At 46.6% G+C, this 13,682-nt stretch carries 14 protein-coding genes; 2 read left to right on the top strand and 12 right to left on the bottom strand.

All coding sequences use genetic code 11. The features are described from left to right. Positions 1 to 60: 60 nt before the first annotated feature. Entirely contained in the window at positions 61 to 264 is a 204-nt protein-coding gene (locus DIJ65_RS04360) for a hypothetical protein (RefSeq protein WP_142836463.1), read from the bottom strand. Between the two features lie 219 nt (positions 265 to 483). On the opposite strand from DIJ65_RS04360, the gene DIJ65_RS04355 reads away from it, so the two are divergent. Together DIJ65_RS04355 and DIJ65_RS04350 are read left to right on the top strand one after the other, a co-directional pair. Continuing rightward, complete coding sequence (locus tag DIJ65_RS04355) at positions 484 to 1,041, top strand: helix-turn-helix domain-containing protein (protein ID WP_117303222.1); 558 nt, start codon at positions 484 to 486, stop codon at positions 1,039 to 1,041. Beyond that, positions 1,005 to 1,868: an IS3 family transposase gene (locus DIJ65_RS04350; protein WP_117303221.1), complete on the top strand. Its 864-nt coding sequence runs from the start codon at positions 1,005 to 1,007 to the stop codon at positions 1,866 to 1,868. Before DIJ65_RS04355 ends, DIJ65_RS04350 begins: the two co-directional genes overlap by 37 nt. Before the next feature lie 151 nt (positions 1,869 to 2,019). On the opposite strand, the gene DIJ65_RS04345 is transcribed toward DIJ65_RS04350, so the two are convergent. From DIJ65_RS04345 to DIJ65_RS04295, 11 genes are all read right to left on the bottom strand, one after another. Then, on the bottom strand, positions 2,020 to 2,628 hold the full coding sequence (locus DIJ65_RS04345) for a hypothetical protein (RefSeq protein ID WP_117303219.1): 609 nt from the start codon (positions 2,626 to 2,628) through the stop codon (positions 2,020 to 2,022). A 444-nt stretch (positions 2,629 to 3,072) separates the two neighbouring features. Then, positions 3,073 to 3,546, bottom strand: a complete 474-nt coding sequence (locus DIJ65_RS04340; protein WP_117303218.1) for a barstar family protein — start codon at positions 3,544 to 3,546, stop codon at positions 3,073 to 3,075. A gap of 175 nt (positions 3,547 to 3,721) precedes the next feature. Then, on the bottom strand, positions 3,722 to 3,991 hold the full coding sequence (locus DIJ65_RS04335; RefSeq protein ID WP_117303216.1) for a hypothetical protein: 270 nt from the start codon (positions 3,989 to 3,991) through the stop codon (positions 3,722 to 3,724). A 147-nt stretch (positions 3,992 to 4,138) separates the two neighbouring features. Continuing rightward, entirely contained in the window at positions 4,139 to 4,708 is a 570-nt protein-coding gene (locus DIJ65_RS04330) for a GNAT family N-acetyltransferase (protein WP_117303215.1), read from the bottom strand. 427 nt (positions 4,709 to 5,135) lie between these two features. Next, complete coding sequence (gene pyrE / locus DIJ65_RS04325) at positions 5,136 to 5,765, bottom strand: orotate phosphoribosyltransferase (RefSeq protein WP_117303213.1); 630 nt, start codon at positions 5,763 to 5,765, stop codon at positions 5,136 to 5,138. Further along, on the bottom strand, positions 5,765 to 6,457 hold the full coding sequence (gene pyrF, locus DIJ65_RS04320) for an orotidine-5'-phosphate decarboxylase (RefSeq protein WP_117303211.1): 693 nt from the start codon (positions 6,455 to 6,457) through the stop codon (positions 5,765 to 5,767). The genes pyrE and pyrF overlap by 1 nt, the downstream gene beginning before the upstream one ends. Then, entirely contained in the window at positions 6,454 to 7,368 is a 915-nt protein-coding gene (locus DIJ65_RS04315) for a dihydroorotate dehydrogenase (RefSeq protein ID WP_117303210.1), read from the bottom strand. Before DIJ65_RS04315 ends, pyrF begins: the two co-directional genes overlap by 4 nt. After that, positions 7,365 to 8,132 carry a dihydroorotate dehydrogenase electron transfer subunit gene (locus tag DIJ65_RS04310; RefSeq protein WP_117303208.1) on the bottom strand — a complete coding sequence of 256 codons (768 nt, stop codon included), beginning with the start codon at positions 8,130 to 8,132 and terminating at the stop codon, positions 7,365 to 7,367. The genes DIJ65_RS04315 and DIJ65_RS04310 overlap by 4 nt, the downstream gene beginning before the upstream one ends. Then, positions 8,129 to 11,317, bottom strand: coding sequence for a carbamoyl-phosphate synthase large subunit (gene carB, locus DIJ65_RS04305; protein WP_117303206.1), 3,189 nt, complete (start codon positions 11,315 to 11,317; stop codon positions 8,129 to 8,131). The genes DIJ65_RS04310 and carB overlap by 4 nt, the downstream gene beginning before the upstream one ends. Further along, positions 11,310 to 12,404: a carbamoyl phosphate synthase small subunit gene (locus DIJ65_RS04300; protein ID WP_117303205.1), complete on the bottom strand. Its 1,095-nt coding sequence runs from the start codon at positions 12,402 to 12,404 to the stop codon at positions 11,310 to 11,312. Before DIJ65_RS04300 ends, carB begins: the two co-directional genes overlap by 8 nt. Then, on the bottom strand, positions 12,401 to 13,681 hold the full coding sequence (locus tag DIJ65_RS04295) for a dihydroorotase (RefSeq protein ID WP_117303203.1): 1,281 nt from the start codon (positions 13,679 to 13,681) through the stop codon (positions 12,401 to 12,403). The genes DIJ65_RS04300 and DIJ65_RS04295 overlap by 4 nt, the downstream gene beginning before the upstream one ends. Between the last annotated feature and the right edge of the window lies 1 nt (position 13,682).

The following is a 13,682-nucleotide window of genomic DNA, read 5'->3' as shown; positions in this document are numbered from 1 at the left end:
GGATGATTTACTTTATTGGTTAAGGTGGTTCATTTCCTTCCTTCCGCTATTGTTTATAAATTACTTATATAGTAAGTTTGCGAACTGGCAAAAAATCGCTTTGCTTTCTTCTCCCTTCGCATTTTTGTTATTTATTTTTATATTATTACAATTCCCCCAATAAAATGAGAAAAGCATTTCGCTTAAAGGTGGAGCACCCCAAAAGTTAGAGTTCAAATCTAACATTTGGGGTGCTTTTATAATGCGTAGTTTACTTTTTTCCATAGGTCCTCCTTAGTTATCTTTTCTCACTTATTATCAGAATCGAAACTCTTACGCTAAATATACTTAGAACTAAATATAATAGCTATATAATTCTGGGAATATAAGCGTTCGTAAAAGTACACTTTAATAGAGAAAAAGGGAGAGCCAATGCTGATCATAGCGCAGGTGGTGCACCCCAAAAGTTAGAGTTAAAAATCTAACTTTGGAGGTGTTTTTTCTATGATAAAATATAGCGAAGAATTTAAACTGAAGCTCGTCAATGAGTATTTGGCTGGCCCGTTGGGCTATCCACGCTTAGCCCGAAGATATGGGATATCCAGCCACGGACAAATTGCACGCTGGGTGCGGGCTTTCCAGGCATTCGGAAAAGAGGGCTTGCGTAACAGGCAGAAGTACCGGGTGTATTCTGTTCAATTCAAGTTGGATGTATTACACTTTATGAAACAAACAGGCGCTTCCTACCAAGACGCAGCGATTGAATTCAAGATGCACAACCCTACACTCATTGTAAAATGGAAACAGACGTTTTTGGCGGAAGGGGCAGAAGGCCTGAGAAAGAAAGGACGGCCACCCATGGCGAAAAATCCGAAAAAGAAACCGGCAAAACCGGCTAGGACAATGTCCCGTGAAGAACAACTTGAACGCGAGAATGAGCTTCTCCGTTTGGAGGTTGCTTATTTAAAAAAGTTGGACGCTTTCCAGGAGAATCCGGATGCCTACCTCGAAAAGCACAAGCAGCGCTGGCATTCGAACTCCAAAAAGAAGGGTTCCGATTAACGGATGTGCTGGAGATTGTCGATCTTCCAGAAGCCACGTATCATTACCACCGCCAGCGATTCGGGTTAGAAGACCCCAATTTAGAATGGGAAACGTTGATTCTGGAGCTCTTTGAAAAACACGAAGGCCGTTACGGGTATCGCAGGATCCATCTGGAATTAAAGGCGCAGGGTTACGTCATCAATCACAAAAAAGTCCAGCGCATCATGGGCGAATTGAACCTAACTTGCATCAAGTTCATTCGGAAATCGCGCTATCGTTCCTATAAGGGCCAAGTAGGCACCATCGCAAAAAACCGGTTGAACCGCCGGTTCCACACATCGCACGCTTTACAAAAAATCGTGACGGACGTCACCGAATTCAAATGTATGGGCGAGGAAAAGCTCTACTTAAGCCCTGTGATGGATCTCTACAATGGCGAAATCATATGCATGAGTATGTCGAAACGCCCCACCCTCGACTTCGTCCTGGACTCGCTGCACCATGCCCTGCCGATTATCGGAGACCAGGCTGCTTACCGGACAACCATCCACTCCGACCAAGGCTGGCATTATCAGCACCGATTATGGGTGAAGTCTTTGAAGCAACACCGAATTTTCCAAAGCATGTCTCGAAAGGCGACTTGTGCCGACAACGCGGCGATGGAAAACTTTTTTGGTCTGCTTAAACAGGAGATGTACCACGGAGAAGAACTGGTATCGTACGAAGAACTGAAGCTGAAGATTGAACGATACGTCCACTACTATAACCACGAACGCATTAAGCAAAAATTGGCCGGCATGAGCCCGGTAAACTACCGAATTCATGCCAGCCAATTAGCTGCATAATTTAAACTCTAACTTTAAGGGGTCACTACCACATCTTCTCTCCCTTCGTATTTATGCAGCTCCCGATAATCGGATGATATGTTAACCAATAGCCCAGTCGAAAATATTTTCTTAAACTTACCATTTGCGAGAAGAATCCCCTTGTCTCTATTTAATCATTTTCTACTATTATACCTTTAGGCAATTGGTTAATGAGACTTTCCAATGTTTTGTATCGTTCATTACTCGTATAAAGATTAAACCCTTGCCCATCATGCCAAATCGTTATAACTGTAGAATCTTCCTCCATCTGAAAATAAGGCAACATATAAGGCTTCTCTTTTCTCCATAGTGTTTTTTTCATGACCAATTTATACGTGCAGTTATCGGTAAAGGAAAAGGCGAAAAATTGATTGGCAGCTGCCATCCAAAACGTCTCTTCTAAGACAAGCTGCAAATCTTGTACATCCTTCAGCTTGATCGTGAAAACGGGAAACATTCTGCTTCCAATATCTTCTACACGAGAAGTATAAGAAATCGCATTGTCGTTAAGCAACTTTTCAAGTTTCACTGATTGATCACTGTAAGGTTCAAAGGTGAGAAAAACGGGGAACGAATCCTGCGTGCAAATAAAGTCAGACAAGAATTCACGGGTTCTATCAACATAGTCTTCATATTCTGAAGGTCCAATATACCATTTCGAAACCTTCTGGAAATCATTAAATATAATAAACTCTTCCTCCGATCCCCATTCTTCCTGACTTATGTAAATCTTGCCCATAGTCTAACACCCCTTTAGATTTTCTAATGCCGTTGAACCATACAAAGCTCTGTTCTACTTTTCAGCAACACCAGTAAATTACCATTTAACTTTATGCCCTTTGCACATATTAGGTAATTCAACTAAATAGCTCGAATTCCTTTTTCAAAAACTTCTATTCCACTTTTCGAAGCGTTTGTTAAAGTATGTGAATGCAAACAAAAAGAGAGAAAAAGCTGATTCCAGCACTTCTTTTCTCCCTTGATATTTAAAAGGCTCCCGATAAGTTCGGATATGTAACCCTATATCTTTTGAGATTCAAGCTTCAAAAGCTTACAGAATAGCATTCTGAATGTATCATTTTTTCTAATGAAAATAGTTTGAAATGATTTTCTGTTGAAGTCAGTAAAATCGGGGAACTGAAAGTAACTTAATTGTTAATAAGTTACATTCACTTTATTTAATTTATATCCCTCGATCTTTATCAAACCATTCTTCTCCATTCCAATCGGGGACCATTCCACCTATGGCAGGGAGCGATATTTCCGGATCAGTCGATTGAATAAAACTCAATACAGCTTTTCCTTCGAGTAAAAATCTCCAGGAGTTTATATGGATGATCTCTAACATAACAATGGCTACTTCTGGATGTTTCGCAAGGAAGGACTGGTAATGAGTAAAAACCAACAAAAGGCCCGTATTCTTTATTGGTAAATCAGATAGACAATCACTAAACGCAGCTAAGTTTTCACCGTAGTAAGCTGGAAAATTCAACTTCCTCGCAACTTCTTTATGGAAAATCTCTTCATCCCATTCTCTGCAATCAAACCGAACTACTTCAAATCCTTCAGATTCGATCTTTTTAATATTTTTTTCTAAAACCTTGGTTTCAACAAACAGAATTATACTGCCGTTTAGCATCAGTTCTTTCCACTTCACTGGTCCAATATCTATATTTTCCTCCTCCTACTTCATTTATTTTAGAAAGTATTTTGGAAATAATATCTCTAGGATACTACTCTTTAAATTCCTTTAGAATAAGGTTTTTGAATGTAACTTAATTCACAATAAGTTACATTCAGATTGTATTTGCTGATCTTACTATCATTGGTTACTACTCATTATTTTTTATTGGAGAATCTCCTTTTTCCCAAGTTGTTGGTCCTTCATCAACTGGTATGAATTTATTCCAATACTGACCTGATTCTTTATCAAAAATGATGAGATTATTTTCATTTGCAGGGATTAATTCATACCTATGTTCAGTATTAGTGCTAACTGCTTCGGAATCTTTTTCTCCTAATGCCGTTACTAAAGAAAACCCTAAAATTGCAAATCCTATTATAATTGCAAGACCAATAATTAATGATGAACTGTTTTTCATTTTCTTCCTCCTTGTTTTTTATAGCAATTTAAATGTAATTTAACTGCACTTAAGTTACATTCGCTTTCTCAAATTTCTTACTGATCCTTCAGCTATAAATTCCAGCTACTGAATGATCTCTGGCTACGCTCCTAACAGTAGAAGAAGTTATCTCTCCGCATTCACAAAATAGACCAAGTGATCCGTCCACTCTTCGTTCTCAAAGAGAAAACCCTCCCTTTTGCATTCAAATTTCATCCCTGCGCTCTCTGCCAAATTCATGGACGGCAGATTATCCAGATTGATATGCGCTTCTATCCGGTGAAATCCTAGGTGGATAAAAGCCAGATGCAGCGCTTCTTTTACGGCTTCTTTGCCATACCCTTTTTTCCAGTATTGATTGTGTATCGTATAACCGATTCTCCCCCACTGAAAGCTGCTTCTGGCCAGGGTTGAAAAATCAACCATTCCTAAATGCTTTCCATCTTCTTTTCGAAAAATGCCAAAAACGTGCGCACTATCATTTATGGCTAATTCCTGATGTTTATTCACCAAGTCTTCAAACCAGTCCTGTGTGCATTCACTCATGTCCATTTTCCCAGGATCATGCCTGTATTGGGAACGATCTCGCAGTTCAAATCCACTTAGCCATTCTTGGTAATCCTGTTTCCGTAACGGCCGTATAATCAATCTTTCTGTTTCTGAAGCCACATCAAATCTTCCTGCACTTAAAATCAATGGAACATCTCCTTAAGAATTCGTTTTCCTTCCAAAATAAATGAGACCTGGGTTCTACCGATACATTTTATTTTCATAAGACATCACCCTTTCAATTGAATAGCACAGCCATCAGATTTTAAAAGAGATTCTAAAAATTTCGTTACATCAATTTTAACAATAATTACCACGATTAAATAGCTGAGATTAACGTTAATAATAAATTGAATAAAAAGCGTTCGTAAAAGTACACTTTTACGAACGCTTTGAAAAGGGCTGAAAATGACCCTAAAGAGCGTTCGTAAACGTATCAAACGATTTTACGAACGTTCGTGAAATTGCATACACTTTTACGAACAGTTAAAAGAAGAATGTTAAATAATCCTGCCATTAAATTCAGTATTTTAAACTTAAACGAATGCTTCGATAAAAAAAGCCGACCCTAAGATCAGCTCTTCAATGTTCCAGCTTTCAATTGTTCGTGCCACTCTTCGAGCATCGGTAGATCGTTCTGCTCGATCTCTCCCGTACTTGCCGCTTCTTCGACAAGCGCCGGAAAATCAGTCAGCGTGTGGAATGTAAAACCTGCCTCTTCAATGGCTTCGACCGATTGCGGTAAGTCGTATGTAAAGATCGCGACGATGCCGAGTACTTCGAATCCTGCCTGCTGCAAGCCTTGTGCCGCCTGGATCACCGAACCGCCTTTTGAAATCAGATCTTCCACCACCACGACTTTTTTGCCGGGTTCCACTTTGCCTTCGACCATATTGCCCTGACCATGTTCTTTCGGCTTGGACCTCACATAGACCATCGGCATTTCCAACAGATCACTGACCCATGCAGCGTGCGGAATACCTGCTGTCGCTGTGCCAGCCACGACTTCGCATTGCGGATAGAATTCCTTAATCGTGTCTGCCAACCCTTTGGCGATTTCCTTGCGCACTGTCGGATACGACATCGTCAGGCGGTTGTCGCAGTAGATCGGTGATTTTACTCCCGATGCCCATGTGAATGGATCCTCTGGGCGCAATTGGACTGCTCCGATGTCCAATAAATGCTTAGCTGTTGCTCTTTTCATCATTCACCACTCCATTCCGCCGCTATTTGTCGATAGCTGTCTTTTGGATCTTCCGCTTTTGTAATGGCACGCCCAACCACGATATGCGTTGAACCTTTTGCCCGCGCTTCGTCAGGAGTCGCTACTCTCTTTTGGTCATCCACTGACACTTGTGCCGGCCGGATGCCCGGCGTCACCCGCAGAAATTCTTCTCCGCATGCGTCGCCAATTGCCTCCGCTTCATGAACGGAACAGACCACCCCCGAGAGTCCGGCCTCGTCTGCCAATCTGGCGTAGTGGACAACGGATTCTTCGAGGCTTACATCGATCATTTGTTCCTTCTGCATCCCTTCTTCACTGGTAGAAGTTAATTGCGTCACCGCAATCAATTGGGTCCTGCTGCCTGCGAGTCCACGCTTTGCTGCCTTCATCATTTCAACGCCGCCTGCCGCATGGACATTGACCATTGCCACATCCAATTTTGCGATGCCGCGCATGGCGGATTCCACTGTGTTCGGGATGTCGTGGAGTTTCAAATCCAGGAAGACGTCGTGGCCGAGTCCATTGATTTCACGTACAAGGTCTGGCCCTTCCTGATAGAACAATTCCATTCCGACTTTCACAAATAGACTTTCATCAAACTGTTTTAAAAATTCCAGTGTCTGTTCTTTCGTTGCAAAATCCAAAGCGATGATTGGTCTGTCGTTTCTCATAGGCGGTGGCTCCTTCCGATAACTTCCTGCACCGAGTCATAACCAAGTTCGTGCAGCCGTTCCGGCAACTTCCCAATGATTTCCGGGCATACGAACGGGTTGACGAAGTTGGCTGTGCCGACTGCCACTGCGCTGGCTCCGGCCGACAGAAAATCGATGACGTCGTCCACATCCGTGACGCCGCCCATGCCGATGATCGGCAGGTTGGTTTGTTTGCTTACTTCGTAGACCATGCGTAAAGCTACCGGTTTGATGGCAGGTCCCGACAAGCCGCCGGTGATATTCGCGATAACCGGGCGTCCGGTTTTGGGATCGAGCCGCATGCCGAGCAGTGTATTGATCATTGTGATGCCATCAGCCCCGCCTTCTTCGACCGCTTTGGCGATTGACACAATGTCCGTCACGTTAGGCGACAATTTGACGTAGACCGGCACTGATGAAACTTCTTTCACCGCTCTCGTCAATTCGCGGGCAACTGCCGGATCGGTTCCGAACGTGATGCCGCCCTTTTTGACATTCGGGCAGGAGATATTGATTTCGAGTGCGTGGACGTTTGCTGCTTTCGAAACGGCGCGCGCCACTTCGACATAATCCTCAGTCGTCGTACCCGCAACATTGGCGATGATCGGTACATCAAATTGTTCGAGCCATGGCAATTCTTCGCCGAACACTTTCTCCAGTCCAGGATTTTGCAGGCCGATAGCGTTCAGCATGCCCGCTGCGGTTTCCGCAACACGCGGCGTCGGATTCCCCAGCCGCGTTTCAACCGTTGTCGCTTTGATCATAACGGCACCAAGTTGGGAGAGATCATAAAACTGTGCATATTCTTTGCCGAATCCGAAACAGCCGGATGCCGGCATAATCGGGTTTTTTAATTCGAGTCCGGGTAGTTTTATTGTCATATCAATCATGTAATCACCACTCCTGCAGGGAATACTGGTCCGTCCGAGCAGACTTTGATGTAATCCGTTTCTGATTTTGTCGTGCGGCAGACACAGGCGAAACAAGCGCCGATGCCGCAGCCCATCCGTTGCTCGTAGGAAAGAAAGCCCTTCTTCTGTGGATATGCCCATTGAACCGCTTCAAGCATCGCAGTCGGTCCGCAGCTGAAATACGTATCAAAATCATGCGGCAATTCATTCAGGATATGCGTAACAAAGCCTTCCGTGCCGTGTGAACCGTCCACTGTGGCAATATGGGTTTCGCCAAGCGCTTTGAATTTCTCTTCATAAAAAATGGCTTCTTTGCTTTCGAATCCCAGGATATGCACCGTTTCGATGCCCCGACTGTTGAGCTGTTTCGCCAGTTCGTAAAGCGGAGGCACGCCAATGCCGCCGCCGATCAGGTAAGCTTTTTTCTCTGCTTGCTCCTCAGGAAACCCGTGGCCGAGCGGGCCCAGGACATCGATTTCGTCCCCGGCTCTCTTGTCGGCCAAAATTTGGGTACCACGGCCTTCAGCGCGGTAAATCATCGTAAAGTTATTCCTTTCTTTATCAATTGAAGCAACTGAAATCGGACGGCGCAACAACGGCTCAAAGCTGTCTGCCACACGGACGTGGACGAATTGACCCGGTTCGGCCATTTCCTCGACCAAATCCCCTTCAACCGTCAGCTCGAAAATATGCTTTGCAATGGACTGCTGGGCAATCACTGTCATGCGCTGTTGTCTGATCATCTGCCAGCCCCCATTTCTTCTGCAGAAAATGTCATCGATTCAATAACCCGCAGCATCGCCGCAGCGGTGTCAAGTGAAGTCAGGCAAGGAACACCATTTTCCACCGATTCGCGGCGTATGCGGAAACCGTCGCGTTCCGGCTGTTTGCCTTTTGTCAGCGTGTTGATGACGATTTGGGCATCTCCGCTTTGGATCACATCAAGCAAGGTTCTGCCTTCCGCCCCTATTTTACCGATTGGCGCAACTGCAATTCCCGCTTCTTCGAAAGCCGCTGCTGTTCCGCCTGTCGCCATGATCTGGTAGCCGATTGATTTGAATCGTTTTGCAAGGCCTACCGCTTCTGTTTTGTCTTTGTCCGCCACCGTCAGCAATACCGTGCCGTGATCTTTGATTTCCATTCCGGCTGCAGCGAGCCCTTTGTAAAGCGCTTTTTCCAAGGTCATATCTTTGCCCATGACCTCTCCGGTCGATTTCATTTCCGGTCCGAGCGTAATGTCGACACGGCGCAGCTTCGCAAATGAAAATACTGGGACTTTGACATAAACGCCTTTGACTTTCGGCACGAGTCCCGGTGTATATCCCTGGTCAATGATGCTTTGGCCGAGTATCGCTTTGGTTGCGATATTTGCCATCGGAATCGACATGATTTTACTCATGAAAGGTACTGTTCTGCTGGAGCGCGGATTGACTTCGATGACGAAAATATCGCCTTTTGAAACTACATACTGGATATTCAGCAAGCCGATGATATTGAAACCTTTGGCAAGGCGCGTCGTATAATCGACCAGCGTATCAATCAGTTCCTGTGAAAGATTCTGCGTCGGGTAAACTGCGATCGAGTCACCGGAATGCACTCCTGCGCGTTCGATATGTTCCATGATGCCTGGAATCAGCACGTTTTCACCGTCTGAAATGGCATCCACTTCCACTTCGATTCCTGTGAGGTAGCGGTCGACCAGCACTGGGTGCTCCGGGCTCGCCTCCACAGCGTGTTCCATGTAATAGTTCAAGTCCTGCTCGTTGTAGACGATTTCCATTGCGCGTCCACCGAGAACATAGGAAGGTCGCACCAATACCGGATAGCCGATGTTATTGGCAATCACAACCGCTTCTTCTTTGGAAACAGCCGTTTTGCCGAGTGGCTGCGGGATGCCGATTTTATTGAGTGCTGCCTCGAATTTATTGCGGTTTTCCGCACGGTCGGTATCTTCAAGTGTTGTCCCAAGGATTTTCACGCCATTCTGTTCCAGCTTGTCGGCCAGGTTGATGGCTGTCTGGCCGCCAAACTGCACCACTACGCCTTTCGGCTGTTCCAGGTCGACGATGTGCATAACGTCTTCAATTGTCAGTGGTTCGAAATACAGTTTGTCCGAAATCGAGAAGTCGGTACTGACCGTTTCCGGGTTGTTGTTGATGATTATCGCCTCGTAGCCAGCTTCCTGGATGGCCCAAACCGAATGGACGGTGGCATAATCGAATTCCACACCCTGTCCGATGCGGATCGGACCCGATCCCAGAACGATGACGCTCTCTTTGTCTGTCCGGACCGACTCGTTTTCATCTTCATAAGTTCCGTAGAAATAAGGGGTTTCCGATTCAAACTCCGCCGCGCAAGTATCTACCATTTTATAGACCGGCATCAATTTATGTTCTTTGCGCCAGTTATAAACCTGCTGTTCCGTTGTGTTCCACAATTTCGCAATCGTGCGGTCAGCAAAGCCTAAACGCTTCGCTTTTTTCGCTGTGTCAAAATCGTATATATTATCAGCCAAAACCGCTTCGTACTGGACAATATTCTGGAATTTCATCAGGAAGAACAAGTCAATCTGGCTCCAGTCGTGAATCGTTTCGATCGTGACACCGCGGCGCAGCGCTTCGCCAATGAAGAACAAGCGCTCATCTCCTGCACGACGGATTCGTTTTTCAATCCATTCGTCGCTCATGGCATCGGCATTTTTCAACTCCAGATGGAATTGTCCGGTCTCAAGCGAACGCACCGCTTTCAGGATCGACTCTTCGAACGTCCGGCCCATTGCCATGACTTCGCCTGTGGCTTTCATCTGTGTGCCGAGGTTGCGTTTTGCTGCTTCGAATTTATCGAACGGCCAGCGTGGAATTTTCGTCACCACATAATCGAGTGCCGGTTCAAACGCAGCATAGGTGCGACCCGTTACCGGATTCATCATTTCGTCCAGTGTCAGACCTACGGCAATTTTCGCTGCCAGTTTGGCGATCGGGTAGCCCGTCGCTTTGGAAGCAAGTGCCGATGAACGGCTGACGCGCGGATTCACTTCGATAATGAAGTAATTGAAGCTGTCCGGATCAAGCGCCAGCTGCACGTTGCAGCCTCCTTCGATTTTAAGAGCGCGGATAATTTTCAGGGACACATTGCGCAGCATCTGGTACTCGCGGTCAGACAAAGTTTGGCTCGGTGCCACAACAATGGAGTCGCCCGTATGGATGCCGACTGGATCGATATTTTCCATATTGCAGACCACAATCGCCGTGTCGTTGGCGTCGCGCATTACTTCGTATTCGATTTCCTTGAATCCTGCGATCGATTTTTCAAGGAGACATTGTGTCACGGGGCTGTATTTCAAACCGCTTGAGACGATTTCTTTCAGTTGTGCGTCGTTGTGGCAGATTCCTCCGCCCGTTCCGCCCATCGTGAATGCAGGGCGTACGATGACCGGATAGCCGATGCGTTCCACGAATGCTTTCGCTTCATCCAGGTTATGGATAATATCGGAATCCGGAACAGGTTCACCAAGTTCATTCATCAGCGTACGGAACAGGTCGCGGTCTTCCGCTTTGTGGATCGCTTCCAGTTTTGTGCCGAGAATTTCGATTCCGAGTTCGTCGAGGATGCCCGATTCGTCGAGTTCAATTGCCATATTCAACCCTGTTTGGCCGCCAAGCGTAGCCAGAACTGCATCTGGGCGCTCTTTGCGCAGGATGCGGCTGACAAATTCAAGGGTAATCGGTTCGATATAAACCTTGTCTGCGATTTCCGTGTCCGTCATGATGGTGGCCGGATTCGAGTTGATCAGAATAACACGGTAGCCTTCTTCTCTTAACGCGAGGCAAGCCTGTGTGCCGGCATAGTCAAATTCTGCAGCTTGTCCGATAACGATCGGGCCGGACCCGATTACGAGGATACTTTGGATGTCTTGTCTTTTAGGCATATTGCTGCTCCTTTCGATTTGCACTCATCATGTCGATAAAACGGTCAAACAAGTAATTGGAATCTTCTGGTCCCGGTGACGATTCCGGATGGTATTGCACAGTGAAAGCCGGATAGTCCAAGTGAGTGAGGCCTTCGTTTGTGCCATCATTCAACGCCTGGTGTGTCACTTTCAACCGTGTTCCCTGCAATGTATCTTCATTAACGGCGTAGCCGTGGTTCTGTGAAGTGATTTCGATTTTGCCGGTTTCCAGGTTGCGTACCGGATGGTTGCCGCCGCGATGCCCGAATTTCAGTTTGAACGTATCTGCTCCGCAAGCCCGGGCGAACAATTGGTGGCCGAGGCAAATTCCGAACACCGGAACCTGCCCGAGCAGTTCACCGACCACTTCGACGCATTCTTCCACGTCTTTCGGATCTCCGGGGCCGTTTGACAGCATGACACCGTCCGGTCCCCAGGCAAGAATATCCTGTGAGCTCGTGTTATACGGAACGACGATGACGTCGCAATCACGGTTATTGAGTTCACGCAGAATGCCGTGCTTCATGCCGTAATCGATTAAGACGACGCGTTTGCCGCGTCCAGGACTCGGATAAGGGCGGGCGGTGGAAACTTGTGCGACCTGGTCCGTCTGCAATGGCGTTTCTTTAAGCTTACTCACAACATCGTTGATATCAACTTCTTCCCCCGCTGCTGTCAGGATGCCTTTGATCGCGCCTTTTGAACGGATGAGACGTGTCAGTTTGCGCGTATCGATACCTGTGATGCCTGGAATGTCTTTTGTCTTGAATAATTCGCACAGCGTCGATTTGTTTCTGAAGTTTGACGGATACTCAGCCAGTTCCCGCACTACCATACCTTTGACTGCGGGTTCGATCGATTCAAAATCATCGCTGTTGATGCCGTAGTTGCCGATCAACGGATATGTCATCGTGACGATCTGTCCGCAATACGATGGGTCCGATAAGATTTCCTGGTAACCAGTCATGCTTGTGTTGAAAACGATTTCCCCAACAGACGCATCCTCACTTCCAAAAGCTGTCCCTTCAAATACCGTGCCATCTTCTAAGATTAAATAACGTTTCATTGATGAGCCTCCTCCTGCCAAACGATTTCTCCACCGAACACTGTCATTACCGGCCACCCTTTACATTTCCAGCCGCCAAACGGTGTGTTTTTCCCTTTCGATGCAAATGTTGCCACATCGATTGCCTGTTCTTTTTCAAGGTCGAGCAGCACCAGATCCGCTGGTTGCCCTTTTTCAAGCGTACCGTATGGCAAACCAAACACTTGTGCCGGTTTTTTTGTCATCCAGTCGATCAATTGCTCCAGCGACCACATCCCTGTTTCGACAAATTTTGTGTGCAGCAGTGGAAACGCTGTTTCAAAGCCGACGATTCCGAACATCGCTTTATCCATGCCGTTCGCTTTTTCTTCAGCAGTATGCGGTGCGTGGTCTGTTGCAATAAAATCGAGCGTGCCATCAAGCAGCCCTTCGTGCAGCGCATCGTAATCTTCTGTCGAGCGAAGCGGCGGATTCATTTTGTAATTGGCGTCATCACCAGGAATGTCTTCTTCCGTCAGCAATAAATGATGTGGCGTTACTTCCGCCGTCACCCTCACACCTGCTCGTTTCGCATCCCGTATGACACGCACCGATTCTTTTGTCGACACGTGGCAAACGTGGTAATGCGCGCCTGCCGCTTCGGCCAGCAGAATGTCGCGTGCGATATGGACCGACTCCGCAATAGCAGGTATGCCTTTTAAGCCAAGCTCACGGCTGCGCTTACCGTCATGCATCACGCCCCCGTAGATCAGACTGTTGTCTTCGCAATGCGCCACAATCGCCATGTCGATGGCAGCGGCATCCTTCATCGCTTCGAACATCATGCCCGCTTCCTGTATCCCGACGCCATCATCAGTGAACGCGAATGCCCCGTTTTCTTTCAGTTCCTTTAAGTTGGTCCGTTCTTTTCCTGCTTCTCGTATCGTGATGGAGGCATACGGCAAAACCCGGATGTGCGCATTCTTTTCGATCAAGCCGTTGACGTGCTGGAGGTTTTCTTTCGTGTCCGGCACAGGGCGCGTATTTGGCATTGCGCAAATGGTTGTGTAGCCGCCTCTTGCCGCCGATTTCGTCCCTGTCTCGATCGTCTCTTTCTGTTCGCCGCCCGGTTCACGCAAATGAACATGGACATCAACAAACCCTGGTGCGACCATTCGGCCTTTGCCGTCTATTTCTTTTTCTCCGTGTGCGGTAAGCTCTGTTCCAATTTCGGCTAGCTTTCCTTCAGTGACGCGGATATTCACCGGAGCCAATTCCCCGTTCTGCAGCATGTTTACATTTCTGATGAATAAATTCATA

The sequence above is a fragment of the Planococcus salinarum genome (assembly GCF_007004625.1).
In the GTDB taxonomy this organism is placed as follows: domain Bacteria; phylum Bacillota; class Bacilli; order Bacillales_A; family Planococcaceae; genus Planococcus; species Planococcus salinarum.
The sequence above is the reverse complement of the archived record's forward strand: the minus strand, read 5'-3'. Positions and strand labels throughout refer to the sequence as shown.

Coding starts and splice junctions, on each gene's coding strand:
- DIJ65_RS04360 (WP_142836463.1), bottom strand. CDS start 264: ATGGAAAAAAGTAAACTACGCATTATAAAAGCACCCCAAATGTTAGAT.
- DIJ65_RS04355 (WP_117303222.1), top strand. CDS start 484: ATGATAAAATATAGCGAAGAATTTAAACTGAAGCTCGTCAATGAGTAT.
- DIJ65_RS04345 (WP_117303219.1), bottom strand. CDS start 2,628: ATGGGCAAGATTTACATAAGTCAGGAAGAATGGGGATCGGAGGAAGAG.
- DIJ65_RS04335 (WP_117303216.1), bottom strand. CDS start 3,991: ATGAAAAACAGTTCATCATTAATTATTGGTCTTGCAATTATAATAGGA.
- pyrE (WP_117303213.1), bottom strand. CDS start 5,765: ATGAAAAGAGCAACAGCTAAGCATTTATTGGACATCGGAGCAGTCCAA.
- pyrF (WP_117303211.1), bottom strand. CDS start 6,457: ATGAGAAACGACAGACCAATCATCGCTTTGGATTTTGCAACGAAAGAA.
- DIJ65_RS04315 (WP_117303210.1), bottom strand. CDS start 7,368: ATGATTGATATGACAATAAAACTACCCGGACTCGAATTAAAAAACCCG.
- DIJ65_RS04310 (WP_117303208.1), bottom strand. CDS start 8,132: ATGATCAGACAACAGCGCATGACAGTGATTGCCCAGCAGTCCATTGCA.
- carB (WP_117303206.1), bottom strand. CDS start 11,317: ATGCCTAAAAGACAAGACATCCAAAGTATCCTCGTAATCGGGTCCGGC.
- DIJ65_RS04300 (WP_117303205.1), bottom strand. CDS start 12,404: ATGAAACGTTATTTAATCTTAGAAGATGGCACGGTATTTGAAGGGACA.
- DIJ65_RS04295 (WP_117303203.1), bottom strand. CDS start 13,681: ATGAATTTATTCATCAGAAATGTAAACATGCTGCAGAACGGGGAATTG.